At 32.9% G+C, this 13,889-nt stretch carries 15 protein-coding genes; 14 read left to right on the top strand and 1 reads right to left on the bottom strand.

All coding sequences use genetic code 11. The annotated features are described in order from the left end of the window. Window positions 1-65: 65 nt before the first annotated feature. The 10 genes from NST87_RS09500 (at window position 66) to NST87_RS09455 (ending at window position 10,432) form a co-directional block, all read left to right on the top strand. The gene (locus NST87_RS09500) at window positions 66-1,304 is read left to right on the top strand and encodes a cysteine desulfurase (protein ID WP_019469762.1); all 1,239 of its coding nucleotides are present in this window, start codon (window positions 66-68) and stop codon (window positions 1,302-1,304) included. Next, window positions 1,294-1,743: a Fe-S cluster assembly sulfur transfer protein SufU gene (gene sufU, locus NST87_RS09495; protein ID WP_019469761.1), complete on the top strand. Its 450-nt coding sequence runs from the start codon at window positions 1,294-1,296 to the stop codon at window positions 1,741-1,743. The genes NST87_RS09500 and sufU overlap by 11 nt, the downstream gene beginning before the upstream one ends. Before the next feature lie 127 nt (window positions 1,744-1,870). Continuing rightward, the gene (sufB, locus tag NST87_RS09490) at window positions 1,871-3,268 is read left to right on the top strand and encodes a Fe-S cluster assembly protein SufB (RefSeq protein WP_019469760.1); all 1,398 of its coding nucleotides are present in this window, start codon (window positions 1,871-1,873) and stop codon (window positions 3,266-3,268) included. 240 nt (window positions 3,269-3,508) lie between these two features. Next, window positions 3,509-4,528, top strand: coding sequence for a hemolysin family protein (locus NST87_RS09485; RefSeq protein ID WP_340721624.1), 1,020 nt, complete (start codon window positions 3,509-3,511; stop codon window positions 4,526-4,528). 52 nt (window positions 4,529-4,580) lie between these two features. Next, complete coding sequence (locus NST87_RS09480) at window positions 4,581-5,648, top strand: NAD(P)H-dependent flavin oxidoreductase (RefSeq protein WP_040030172.1); 1,068 nt, start codon at window positions 4,581-4,583, stop codon at window positions 5,646-5,648. A 189-nt stretch (window positions 5,649-5,837) separates the two neighbouring features. Next, on the top strand, window positions 5,838-6,686 hold the full coding sequence (locus NST87_RS09475; RefSeq protein WP_019469690.1) for a DUF72 domain-containing protein: 849 nt from the start codon (window positions 5,838-5,840) through the stop codon (window positions 6,684-6,686). 12 nt (window positions 6,687-6,698) lie between these two features. After that, window positions 6,699-7,523, top strand: coding sequence for a sulfite exporter TauE/SafE family protein (locus NST87_RS09470; protein WP_019469689.1), 825 nt, complete (start codon window positions 6,699-6,701; stop codon window positions 7,521-7,523). Window positions 7,524-7,543: 20 nt separating this feature from the next. Continuing rightward, window positions 7,544-8,863 (top strand): bifunctional metallophosphatase/5'-nucleotidase, encoded by a 1,320-nt coding sequence (locus tag NST87_RS09465; RefSeq protein WP_340721623.1) that lies wholly within the window; start codon window positions 7,544-7,546, stop codon window positions 8,861-8,863. Between the two features lie 81 nt (window positions 8,864-8,944). Beyond that, the gene (gene lipA, locus NST87_RS09460; protein WP_019469687.1) at window positions 8,945-9,874 is read left to right on the top strand and encodes a lipoyl synthase; all 930 of its coding nucleotides are present in this window, start codon (window positions 8,945-8,947) and stop codon (window positions 9,872-9,874) included. Between the two features lie 171 nt (window positions 9,875-10,045). Next, window positions 10,046-10,432 (top strand): YutD family protein, encoded by a 387-nt coding sequence (locus NST87_RS09455; protein ID WP_019469686.1) that lies wholly within the window; start codon window positions 10,046-10,048, stop codon window positions 10,430-10,432. A 272-nt stretch (window positions 10,433-10,704) separates the two neighbouring features. Here NST87_RS09455 and NST87_RS09450 read toward each other — a convergent pair whose 3' ends face one another. Then, the gene (locus tag NST87_RS09450) at window positions 10,705-10,971 is read right to left on the bottom strand and encodes a DUF3055 domain-containing protein (RefSeq protein WP_019469685.1); all 267 of its coding nucleotides are present in this window, start codon (window positions 10,969-10,971) and stop codon (window positions 10,705-10,707) included. A 145-nt stretch (window positions 10,972-11,116) separates the two neighbouring features. Here NST87_RS09450 and NST87_RS09445 point away from each other — a divergent pair, with 145 nt between their 5' ends. From NST87_RS09445 to NST87_RS09430, 4 genes are all read left to right on the top strand, one after another. Then, window positions 11,117-11,551, top strand: a complete 435-nt coding sequence (locus NST87_RS09445) for a DUF86 domain-containing protein (RefSeq protein ID WP_019469684.1) — start codon at window positions 11,117-11,119, stop codon at window positions 11,549-11,551. Between the two features lie 6 nt (window positions 11,552-11,557). Beyond that, a complete protein-coding gene (locus NST87_RS09440; RefSeq protein WP_019469683.1) occupies window positions 11,558-12,337 on the top strand; it encodes a TIGR01457 family HAD-type hydrolase in 780 nt (259 codons plus the stop codon). A gap of 10 nt (window positions 12,338-12,347) precedes the next feature. Next, window positions 12,348-13,307, top strand: a complete 960-nt coding sequence (locus tag NST87_RS09435) for a 2-hydroxyacid dehydrogenase (RefSeq protein ID WP_040030171.1) — start codon at window positions 12,348-12,350, stop codon at window positions 13,305-13,307. A 434-nt stretch (window positions 13,308-13,741) separates the two neighbouring features. After that, on the top strand, window positions 13,742-13,888 hold the full coding sequence (locus tag NST87_RS09430; protein WP_019469681.1) for a teichoic acid D-Ala incorporation-associated protein DltX: 147 nt from the start codon (window positions 13,742-13,744) through the stop codon (window positions 13,886-13,888). Window position 13,889: the final 1 nt, after the last annotated feature.

The following is a 13,889-nucleotide window of genomic DNA, read 5'->3' as shown; positions in this document are numbered from 1 at the left end:
TGCATTTCTTAAATTGCTACGGTTTCTTTATTGATTTTTTAAATTAAGAAAGGTCTGTGGATAATTTGACCCAATCACTAAATGTTAACGAAATATTAAAAGACTTTCCAATTCTTAATCAAAAAGTTAACAATAATCGCCTTGCTTATTTAGATACAACTGCTACTAGTCAAACACCAACACAAGTCATTGATGTTATAGCTGATTATTATAAACGTTATAACTCTAACGTACATCGTGGTGTACACACACTTGGATCATTAGCAACTGATGGTTATGAAAGTGCACGTGAAACAGTCAGACGTTTCATTAATGCAAAATATTTTGAAGAAATTATCTTCACACGTGGAACGACAGCTTCCATTAACATGGTTGCACATAGTTATGGAGATGCGAATATTTCTGAAGGTGATGAGATTGTAGTCACTGAAATGGAACATCATGCTAATATAGTGCCTTGGCAACAATTAGCGAAACGCAAGCGTGCATCTTTAAAGTTCATTCCAATGACAGATGAAGGTGAACTTACAATTGAAAATATAAAAGCGACAATTAATGATAATACCAAAATTGTTGCTATCACGCATGTTTCAAATGTACTAGGTACAATTAATGACATTAAGGCTATCACAGACATTGCGCATGAACATGGTGCTATCGTGAGTGTGGACGGTGCACAAGCAGCGCCACACATGGATTTAGACATGCAATCATTAGATGTTGATTTTTATAGTTTTAGTGGTCATAAAATGTTAGGGCCTACAGGTATCGGTGTACTTTATGGTAAACGCGCTTTATTGGATGAAATGGAACCGGTCGAATTTGGTGGGGATATGATTGATTTCGTTGAAAAATATGATGCTTCATGGGCTGATTTACCTACGAAATTTGAAGCTGGTACGCCATTAATTGCACAAGCGATTGGTTTAGCTGAAGCAATCCGCTATATTGAAAATCTAGGTTTTGATGCAATACAAGCACATGAACATGAATTGACGACGTATGCTTACGATAAGATGTCTGAAATAGAAGGTATTGAAATATATGGTCCACCAAAAGACAGACGTGCTGGTGTTATCACTTTCAATATGACTGACGTTCATGCACATGATGTAGCGACTGCAGTTGATACAGAAGGTGTTGCTGTTAGAGCAGGGCATCACTGTGCACAACCGTTGATGAAATGGTTAAATCAATCATCAACTGCACGTGCAAGTTTCTATATTTATAATACTAAAGAAGATATTGATCAGTTAGTACAATCCTTGAATCAAACGAAGGAGTTTTTCTCATATGAATTTTAATAATTTAAACCAGTTGTATCGTTCAGTCATTATGGATCATTATAAAAACCCTAGAAATAAAGGGAGTTTAGATACTGGTGCAATGACAGTAGATATGAATAATCCAACTTGTGGGGATCGCATCAATCTTACGTTTGATATTGAAAATGGTTTTATCAAAGATGCTAAATTTGATGGAGAAGGTTGTTCAATTTCAATGTCAAGTGCTTCTATGATGACAGAGGCAGTAAAAGGTCACTCTTTAGCTGAAGCAATGCAAATGAGTCAAGAATTCACAAAAATGATGCTTGGTGAAGATTATGAAATCAGTGAAGCAATGGGGGATATAGAAGCGCTACAAGGCGTTTCTCAATTCCCAGCTAGAATTAAATGTGCTACTTTGGCTTGGAAAGCTTTAGAAAAAGGTACAGTTGAAAAAGAAGGAAATACAGAAGACTAATCCATGTTGATACGTTGACATTGTGTAAATTTCCATTCACACTAGACATAACATCATGATTACGATGTAACTACAAATGAAGTTATCTTGACGCGAGTCGTTTTAATATATAAAAGGAGTGATTTAAATGGCTAAAAAAGCACCTGATGTGGGCAATTACCAATATGGTTTCCATGATGAAGATGTTTCCATTTTTAGATCAGAACGCGGTTTAACAGAAAATATCGTCCGTGAAATTTCAAATATGAAAGAAGAACCAGAATGGATGCTTAATTATAGATTGAAAGCATTAAAACAATTCTACAAAATGCCAATGCCTCAATGGGGTGGTGATTTATCAGAATTGAATTTTGATGATATCACTTATTATGTTAAGCCATCAGAACAAACTGAACGTTCATGGGATGAAGTACCAGAAGAAATCAAACGTACATTTGATAAATTAGGTATTCCTGAAGCAGAACAAAAATACCTTGCTGGTGTTTCAGCTCAATATGAATCAGAAGTTGTTTATCACAATATGGAAAAAGAACTAGAAGATAAAGGCATTGTCTTTAAAGATACAGACACTGCATTAAAAGAAAACGAAGAATTATTTAAACAATATTTCTCAACAGTTGTACCAGCTGGAGATAACAAATTCTCAGCACTTAATTCAGCTGTTTGGTCTGGTGGATCATTCATTTATATACCAAAAAATATCAAACTAGATACGCCTTTACAAGCGTATTTCCGCATTAACTCTGAAAACATGGGACAATTTGAACGTACACTAATCATTGCAGATGAAGGTGCTTCAGTTAACTATGTAGAAGGTTGTACTGCACCAGTTTATACAACAAGTTCACTACACTCAGCTGTGGTTGAAATTATCGTCCACAAAGATGCCCATGTGCGTTATACTACAATTCAAAACTGGGCTAATAACGTTTATAACTTAGTTACAAAACGTACATTAGTGCATGAGAATGGTAATATGGAATGGGTTGACGGTAACTTAGGTTCTAAATTAACAATGAAATATCCTAACTGTGTGCTTATGGGTGAAGGTGCTAAAGGTAGTACGCTATCAATTGCATTCGCTGGTAAAGGACAAGTTCAAGATGCTGGTGCAAAAATGATTCATAAAGCACCTAACACTTCATCTACGATTGTATCTAAATCTATTTCAAAAGATGGCGGTAAAGTTATTTATCGTGGTATCGTACACTTTGGCCGTAAAGCTAAAGGTGCACGTTCTAACATTGAATGTGATACGTTAATTTTAGATAATGAATCTACTTCAGATACAATTCCATATAATGAAGTATTTAATGATAATATTTCATTGGAACATGAAGCAAAAGTATCAAAAGTTTCTGAAGAGCAATTATTCTATTTAATGAGTCGTGGTATTTCAGAAGAAGAAGCTACAGAAATGATTGTTATGGGCTTCATTGAACCATTTACAAAAGAGCTTCCAATGGAATATGCTGTTGAAATGAATCGTCTTATCAAATTTGAAATGGAAGGTTCAATCGGCTAAAGTATTTATGACGAATAGTTTAGTTTTACAGTAAGTGATTAAATTTAAAAAACACGAGTGATATGATTTTGATACCCTTATATATGTGGGCATTCAAATATGTATCACTTCGTGTTTTTTTATTATAGTTGTTTTGAAAACGCTATTTTAATAGTTAGAAATGCGTTTATGTATTGTAAAACAAGGGAATTGATACATATCGTTTAAAATTTTATAGAATAAAAAAGGAGTTATGCTGATATGATTATAGCTATAATCATACTTTTATTTGCTTCATTCTTCTTTTCTGGTAGTGAAACAGCTTTAACTGCTGCAAATAGGATGAAAATACAAACTGAAGCTGAAAAAGGAGATAAAAAGTCTGCTAAATTATCAAAACTACTTACTAAACCCAGTGAATTTATTACTACAATTTTAATTGGAAATAATATTGCGAATATTATTTTGCCTACATTAGTGACAGTATTAGCAGTGGATATTGGAATGAACGTTGGTGTAGCTACCGCAATTACCACGGTTGCTATTATCATTATTTCTGAAGTGATTCCAAAATCTGTTGCTGCAACTTATCCAGATCGCATGTCTAGATTGGTTTATACACCGATTTCATTTTTTGTCACAGTATTTAAACCAGTTACGAAATTGTTAAACTGGTTAACAGATATGATCAATAATTTACTTTCTAAAGGGCAAGAAGATCAACAACGATTATCAAAAGAAGAGATTAGACAGATGGTTACGATTGCAGGTAGTGAAGGTGCTTTCAATGAAATGGAACGAAATCGAATTCAAGGTGTTATGGATTTTGAACAATTAAAAATAACAAATATCGATACAACACCAAGGATTAATGTAACTGCATTTCCGGCTGATATATCTTATGAAGACGCGTACGATACTGTAGTGACGAATCCGTATACACGTTATCCAGTATATGATGGTGATATCGACCATATTATTGGCATCTTCCATTCAAAATATTTGCTAGCATGGAGTAAAGAAAAAGCAAACAATATTTTACAATATACTTCAGAACCTTTATTTGTGAATGAGCATAATAGAGCAGAATGGGTTCTGAGAAAAATGACTGTGTCACGTAAACATTTAGCAATTGTATTAGATGAATTTGGTGGGACAGATGCCATTGTTTCTCATGAGGACTTGATTGAAGAAATGCTAGGTATGGAAATTGAAGATGAGATGGACGAACAAGAGCAAGAGAAATTAGAAGCACAAATGCAAGCTTATAATAAAAAATAAAACTATAGTCATAAAATTTAAGTTATTGTTTTTAATGAAAGGAGTGTTTTACATGCACTTTTCATCAAAAGTAACCCAAATGTTGAATATCAAACTTCCTATTATTCAGGCAGGTATGGCAGGTAGTACAACGCCTGAATTAGTAGCATCTGTTAGTAATAGTGGAGGTCTTGGTACAATTGGGGCAGGATATTTTAATTCAGAGAAGTTAGATTCAGAAATAACATATATTCAAGAATTAACTGACTTACCTTTTGCAGTTAACTTATTTGTTCCAAGTGAGCAATTATATATTCCGGAAAATGTAGAACACATGAATGCATGGTTAAAACCCTATAGAAAAGCTTTGAATCTAGAAGAACCTGTGATTGATATTAGTGAAGAACAGCAATTTAATGAATCTGTAGATATGGTAATCGAAAAAGGGGTTCCTGTCGTTTCATTTACTTTTGGAATACCAAATCAAAATATTATTAAAAAATTGAAAGCGCGTCAGATTACTGTGATAGGAACAGCAACCTCAGTGGAAGAAGCGAAAGCTAATGAAAGTGCTGGAATGGATGCAATCATCGCTCAAGGTAGTGAAGCAGGTGGGCATAGAGGTTCTTTTACTGTAACTTCAGGTGATCACACACCATTAATTGGTACCATGTCATTGGTACCACAAATTGTAGATAATGTATCTATTCCAGTGATAGCAGCAGGTGGCATTATGGATGGACGTGGCGTTGTTGCAAGTATGGTGTTAGGTGCCGAAGCTGTACAAATGGGAACAGCTTTTTTAACTTCAGAAGAAAGTGGTGCTTCAGCTTTATATAAAAATGCAATACAGCAAAGTAAAGAAACAGATACTGTCATCACCAAAGTTTTTACAGGTAAACCAGCTAGAGGTATCGATAATGAATTTATACACAAGATGGAAGGTTATGATGATGACATTCCAGATTATCCTATACAAAACCAATTGACAAAAAATATTCGTAAAACCGCAGCTGACTTAGGTAATGAGCAATGGACACATCTATGGAGTGGACAAAGCCCTAGGTTATCACAACCTAGTTCAGCTTCTGAATTGATAGCTGATATCATACAAGAAACCAAACGCATACTTAACGAATAATAAACTTAAATTGTTTCATGAAAAGTTGCTATTTTTAACACGATAGCAACTTTTTTAATTTTTATGTTTCGTGTATCTACTCAGTAATCGTTGTTTTATCATAAACTTAACCGTTGAAACAATTGAAGAATATAATTTAATCTAGTGAATCTCATAAATCATCTATGGTATCATGTAACTGGTGATACTATGATAAATATTGGATTAACAGGTTGGGGAGACCATGATACTTTGTACGAAGATTTACAGCGTAAATCAGATAAGCTAATTACATATGCAAGTCATTTTCCCATCGTAGAATTAGATGCATCTTATTATGCGATACAACCTGAAAGAAATATTAGAAAATGGATAAGAGAGACGCCTGAGAGATTTCAATTTATAGTTAAAATTCATCAGGCATTAACACTTCATGCAGATTATCACGATTTTGCAGAATCAAGACAAATACTTTTTGATCAGTTTAAAGCGATGTTAACGCCATTAAAATCTGAACAAAAGTTAGCGATGGTACTAGTACAATTTCCGCCTTGGTTTGATTGCACGGTACAAAACATCAGATATATTCGATATGTACGAGAACAGCTGAAAACATTTCCTGTTTGTATAGAATTTAGACATCAATCCTGGTTTAGTAATCAGTTTAAGGAAGAAACATTAGCTTTTTTAACTGAACATGACATGATACACGCAGTATGTGATGAACCACAAGTTGGCCAAGGGTCAATCCCCCTAGTTAATCGTATTACAAATGAGACAGCATTTGTGCGCTATCATGGCAGAAATGAACATGGATGGACAAAAAAAGATATGACGGATGAAGCGTGGAGAGATGTAAGGTACTTGTACGATTATAATAAACAAGAACTTCAAGATTTAGCGCAAAAAGTGAAATTATTAGAACAAAAAGCTAAAAATATTTATGTCGTTTTTAATAATAACTCCGGTGGTCATGCTGCACAAAATGCTAAAACATACCAAACATTATTAGGCATTGATTATGAAGGCTTAGCACCACAACAATTAAAATTATTTTAGGAGCGGTCAGATATGTTAACAATAATCATTTTGATTTTAATTGGTGGTTTATCAGCCATATTGGGTTCACTTGTGGGCATTGGTGGCGGTATTATCATCGTCCCAACTTTAGTTTATTTGGGCGTAGAAAATGATTTACTACATGGTATCACACCTCAGATTGCCATAGGAACATCTTCATTAATATTAATCGTGACAGGACTATCATCAACATTAGGTTATTTAAAAACGAAACAAGTTGACGTCAAAAATGGTTCCATCTTTTTATTTGGATTATTGCCAGGTTCTTTGGTTGGGTCTATTTTAAGTCGTTTTTTAACTTTAGACTCTTTTAATTTATATTTTGGGATCTTTTTAATATTTGTAGCAATTTTGCTCATGATAAGAAATAATATTAAGCCGATGAAAATGTTTAATAAACCAAAGTATGCACGTACATATGTTGATGGTTATGGAAAGACACATCATTATAGTGTTCCGCCAGTTGTAGCATTTGTATCAACGTTATTTATAGGTGTTTTGACAGGATTGTTTGGTATTGGTGGCGGCGCATTAATGACACCTTTAATGTTAATTGTTTTCAGATTCCCACCACATGTCGCTGTCGGTACAAGCATGATGATGATATTCTTTTCTAGCGTGATGAGCTCTGTTGGGCATATTGCCCAAGGACATGTAGCTTGGGTTTATTCTATTGTATTAATCATCTCTAGCTATTTGGGTGCTAAAATAGGTGTGAAAGTAAATCAATCCATACAATCAAATACTGTCGTTATGTTATTAAGAACAGTTATGCTTATAATGGGACTATATTTAATCATTAAATCATTTTTATAAACTAAGAGGAGGGAACCAAGGTGAAATTAACTATTTATCATACAAATGATATCCATAGTCATTTGCATGCGTATGCTTGCATTTCCGAATATTTAGCTCAAGAGATACCAAAATTAAATCATCCCTCGCTCTATTTAGATATTGGAGACCATGTAGATCTATCTGCACCTGTTACAGAAGCTACTATGGGAATAAAAAATGTTGAACTATTAAATAAAGCACGATGTGATATAGCAACAATTGGTAATAACGAAGGTATGACCATTTCACATGATGCATTAAATACACTTTATGACAATGCAAAATTTGATGTAACCTGTGCAAATGTTTTTGACGAACAGGGTGACTTACCGCGCAATATCACATCATCAATCATTAAGGAAATTGAAGGTGTGAGCATCTTATTTGTTGCAGCAACTGCGCCATTCACACCATTTTATAGAGCGTTGGATTGGGTTGTTACCGATCCATTAGAAGCTATTAAAGACGAAATCAGTGCGAACGAAGGCGATTATGATTTATTGATTATTATGAGCCATGTAGGCGTGTTCTTTGATGAGAAATTATGCCAAGAAATTCCTGAAATAGATTTAATACTAGGGAGTCATACACATCATTATTTTGAAAATGGAGAAATGAATAATGGTGTATTAATGGCAGCTGCAGGTAAATATGGTCATTTTTTAGGTGAAGTGACATTGGAAATAGACCGTAATAGAGTGGTAGATAAGCAAGCGGTGATTTATCCAGTAGATACTTTACCTGAGGTTGAAACACATTTCGAAAGTGAAGGTAAAGCACTATTAAGCGATCCAATTATTAATCGACCAGTTGAATTACCAAGAAGAACAGATGTTATAACAAAGACTTCTTATATGTTAGCTGAAAGTGTATTTGAATTTACAAATGCTGATTGTACAATCATTAACGCAGGATTGATTGTAAAAGGTATCTCAGCGAATCAAATGACAGAGTTTGATATTCATCAAATGTTACCTCATCCTATCAATGCCGTTCGTATCCGTTTAAATGGTCTGGAATTAAAAAATATAATTATTAAAAGTCAAAAACAAGAATATCTACATGAACATGCACAAGGTTTAGGTTTTAGAGGAGATATTTTTGGTGGCTATATATTATATAATTTAGGATTAATAGAATCAGAATCAAGATATTTCATCAATGGAGAAGAAATTGAAGACGATAAAATTTATGTGTTAGGTACTGTTGATATGTATACATTTGGTCGTTATTTCCCATCGTTAAAAGAACAATCTATAGATTACTTAATGCCAGAATTTTTAAGAGATATTTACAAAGAAAAAATGCTCGAATATTAAAATATTACATTTTACGTTTTAATTTAATCCGATTTTCGTTATAATGATTACAGATTTGAAATCAGGAGGAATTGTGCGGTTATGGCTACTAAAAATGAAGAAATTTTACGTAAACCAGATTGGTTGAAAATAAAACTGAATACTAACGAAAACTACACTGGTCTTAAGAAAATGATGCGAGAAAAGAACTTACATACAGTGTGTGAAGAAGCAAAATGTCCAAACATACATGAGTGTTGGGGCGAACGTCGTACTGCTACATTTATGATTTTAGGCGCAGTTTGTACGCGTGCATGTCGTTTCTGTGCGGTTAAAACCGGATTGCCTAATGAGTTAGATTTAGATGAGCCAGAGCGTGTGGCAGAATCTGTTGAATTAATGAATTTAAAACATGTTGTTATAACAGCGGTTGCACGTGATGATTTAAGAGATGCTGGTTCAAATGTTTATGCTGAAACAGTCCGTAAAGTACGTGAGCGTAACCCTTACACTTCAATAGAAATATTACCATCTGATATGGGTGGTGACTTTGAAGCTTTAGAAACGTTAATGGCTTCAAAACCAGATATTTTAAACCATAATATTGAAACAGTTCGTCGTTTAACACCAAGAGTTCGTGCTAGAGCGACTTATGACCGTACTTTAGAATTTTTAAGACGTTCTAAAGAATTACAACCTGATATACCAACAAAATCTAGTTTAATGGTAGGACTAGGTGAAACTCACGAAGAAATTTATGAAACAATGGATGATTTGCGTGCGAATGACGTAGATATCTTGACTATTGGTCAATATTTGCAACCTTCACGTAAACACTTAAAAGTTGAAAAATACTATACACCTTTAGAATTTGGTAAATTAAGAAAAGTAGCAATGGATAAAGGTTTCAAACATTGCCAAGCTGGACCGCTTGTGAGAAGTTCTTATCATGCAGATGAGCAAGTAAACGAAGCGGCAAAAGAAAGACATCGTCTAGGTGAAGAAAAACTTAATACAGATTCTAATAGTTAAAATATAGATATTGTATTTAAAGACTTAGTTCAATTAGGGATATTAACGATGCGCGTTAACTCACTTTGGGCTAAGTCTTTTATTAGAAATAATAAAAATTGATTACTAACCTATTAAAGACAGACACTGTATGGTTAAATTGAGTAATGAAAATTAGATTAGGTGAGTATAATGATAAAAGTTAATAGTTTTTATTTTGAAATTATAGAAGATTATAGAGAATGTTTTGATGAAACATTATTTGCAAATCGTTACGCTGATATTTTAGATAAGTATGATTATATTGTGGGAGATTTTGGATATGATCAATTAAGATTAAAAGGATTCTATAAAGATTCGAATAAGAAAGCTGAATTAAGTAAGCGTTTTTCCACAATTCAAGATTATTTATTAGAATACTGCAACTTTGGGTGTCCGTATTTTATTCTCAGAAAAGTTCCAGAAAATGAAATTCAATCTCAAATTGAAACAGAAGATGAAAATGCGTTAATATCATTTGAAGAAAATAAATTACAAGATGTTAAAATTCAACCAACGATTCAAGATACAGAACAATAAGTTGATGTAGATTTAGCGCCAGTTTAATATTAAAAAACAAGTTAGGCTGCTATTCAACCGAGGAGTTACGGGTGATGAATAGTAGCTTTTTTATAAATTTAGCAGATGCTAAATAAAAAAGGCTGATTATCGTAAATGACTCAGCCTTTTTCAATGACATTGTGTCTTATCATGTGCATCGATTTAATTAATAATATGACATAGAAATAATTTTTAACGAACTGTATTTTGGCCATTAATACTAATTTGAACTTGTGCGTTTGTCATAGCAATTATTGTATGACTTGATTGAGATATTCAGTGATTTCATTACCTTCATTTTCAGTTACACCTAAAATATAAGCAATGTATCCTTCTTCTTCTAAATCATCTGTACCAATAATGCCAAATTTATTTGTTTGCATGTTTAAAACAATTGTTTTTCCAAAGTGACGATCAGTTTGTATGAGCATTAAATCATAACGACTAAATTCTCCGACGAAACCTACAAATTGCACCTGTGATGATTCATCATCGTCATAAAGATACATATCTATCATAAAAACACCCTTTCATCATTGAGATATTAAAGTTTTATATCATTCGAATCATTCAATGAACTTAAAAAGTCTTAATTTACAGTATAACCATAAATGAATTCGACTGCAAAGGTGTGGTATGATGAGAATGATAGGGGTGACATAGATGTATTTTGTTAATAAAGAAAAGTTAGATAAAAAATTAAACTATTTACAACAATTAGTTAATGATTATCCAGATTATAGAGATAATCACTATGCATTTGAAAGAATTTCACAAATGTTGATTGAATCATCAGTAGATATTGGTAATATGATCATTGATGGCTTTATTTTGAGAGATCCAGGAAATTATAAAGATGTCATTGATATTTTAGAATTAGAAAATGTAATTTCTAAAGATACTCAAAATAATGTTAACCAAACTGTTGATGTCAGAAAGCAATTCGTTCATTTTTATGATGAACTTGATACGATTCAATTAAAACCACTTTTTGATAAAGCACTTGATTATTATCAACAATTTATCGATGAGGTAATACAATTTTTGAATAATGAAAATGTACCTATAACAGCATTTGGTCAAAAAGGAGAGAAGTAATTTTTGATGAAACAGTACAAAGCATATCTCATTGATTTGGATGGTACGATGTACAAAGGAAATGAAAAAATTGATGGCGCAGCACAGTTTATTGAATACTTAAACAAGCATCAAATACCTCATTTATTTGTCACGAATAACTCCACTAAAGAACCATCAGAAGTAGCAGAAAAATTAAAAGTGATGGGAATTGATGCTACAGCAGATGAAGTAGTTACATCAGCACTGGCAACTGCAGAATATATTGCTGATGAACAACCAGGTGCCTCAATCTATATGTTAGGTGGCACTGGTTTAGAAAAAGCGTTAACGCAACATCATTTAAAAATAAAAGATGATGAGTTTGTAGATTATGTAGTTATTGGTTTGGATGAAGCTGTAACTTATGAAAAATTAGCAACGGCTACGCTAGGTGTTCGAAATGGAGCAAAATTCATTTCAACAAATAAAGATGTATCCATTCCAAAAGAACGTGGATTCTTACCTGGTAATGGCGCAATTACAAGTGTTGTGTCAGTATCTACAGGTGTTGAACCAACATTTATTGGTAAACCAGAACCCATTATTATGAATAAAGCCTTAGAGATTTTGGGATTAGATTGTTCTGAAGTTGCAATGATAGGTGATTTATATGATACAGATATACTTTCTGGAATCAATGTTAATGTTGATACAATACATGTTCAAACAGGTGTATCAACTTTAGATGATGTAAACCAAAAAGCAATACCGCCAACATATAGTTTTAAAGATTTAAACGAGGTAATCAAAGAACTCGAAGTTTAGGAGTGATTGAATGCAAAAAATCGTAGTAAGTAGAAAAATTCCACAGAAATTTATCAAACAATTAGAGGACATCGGTGAAGTAGAAGTTTGGGATGCATCGTTGACCCCTATGCCAAGAGAAAAATTTTTAACAGCTTTAAAAGACGCAACAGCTTGTTTTGTGACATTAAGTGAAACAATGGATGAAGAAGTTATTGAAGCTGCACCAAACCTGAAAGTCATAGCAAACATGGCAGTAGGTTATGACAATATAGATGTTGATTTGATGCAAAGTAAGGGTATTGTTGTGACGAATACACCAAGTGTTTTAACTGAAACAACGGCGGAATTAGGCTTTACTTTGATGCTTGCAGTAGCAAGACGTGTAGTCGAAGCGGAAACTTATGTTCAAAATGGTGAATGGCAGAGTTGGGGACCGTATTTATTTGCCGGTAAAGATTTATATCATGCTAATGTCGGTATTTATGGTATGGGCGATATTGGAAAAGCATTCGCGAGACGTCTAAAAGGTTTCAATACGAATATTATGTATCATAACAGAACTAGACATAAAGATGATGAAGAAGCGCTTGGTGCATTATACGTTTCATTTGAAACATTATTAAAAGAGAGCGACTTTGTGATTTGTACGGTACCATTAACTGCAGAAACACGTGATAAGTTTGACGATAAGGCATTTAAAATGATGAAAAATGATGCGATTTTTATCAATATCGGTAGGGGTGCTGTCGTTGATGAGGAAGCATTAGTGAAAGCTTTACAAAACGGTGAAATTAAAGCATGTGGATTGGATGTTTTAAGAGAAGAACCCATTGATATGAAACATCCATTACTTTCAATGGACAATGCAACAATACTGCCACATATTGGAAGTGCATCGGTGATAACAAGAGACCGAATGATACAACTTTGTATAGATAATATAAAGTTAGTGTTAAGTGAAAAAGAACCTAAGACACCTGTAGTATAAATTACGCATACCTTTTCAAGCGACTCATTATTTGGTTAACCCAAATGAAGAGTAGCTTGATTTTTAGAAATATTTACAATGAAGGTCAGTTATTTAAATTTGCATGATTACTAAAAGAGATTGCCGCATATGATAACTGTGATTGTTGCATTATTGGCTTATTATATCTTGATTTGATGAATACACATTAAATTTTTGTAAAAGAATTTAATGTGTATTTTTTTAATTTTTAAAATAGCGTTCTATTTATTTATATTCTATCTAACAGTTTTGTTATATATATGCACAAATATTTAATTGTAATGACGTAGGAAAAATTGTATAATTAATTGGTGAAAAAGTTGAATAATTTATATACAATAAAGTGTAAAATATAAAAAATAATTTAATGAAGATGGTTAATGTTAAATTTACATAAATGCTAGAGGTGAAATATGCAAAAAAACGATAAAGAACGTACTGCTTTACAAAAATTCAAACCGTGGTTATTGATAGTAATGTATTTAGCTATATTAATTGCATTATATTTAATTTATGGTACAGGAGATACACACAATAACTTTATTTACAATGAATTTTAAT

It is taken from the genome of Staphylococcus sp. FSL W8-0271, from assembly GCF_038006605.1.
Taxonomy (GTDB): Bacteria; Bacillota; Bacilli; order Staphylococcales; family Staphylococcaceae; genus Staphylococcus; species Staphylococcus cohnii.
Note: the sequence above shows the minus strand (reverse complement) of the source record. Positions and strands in the feature narration are given on the sequence as shown.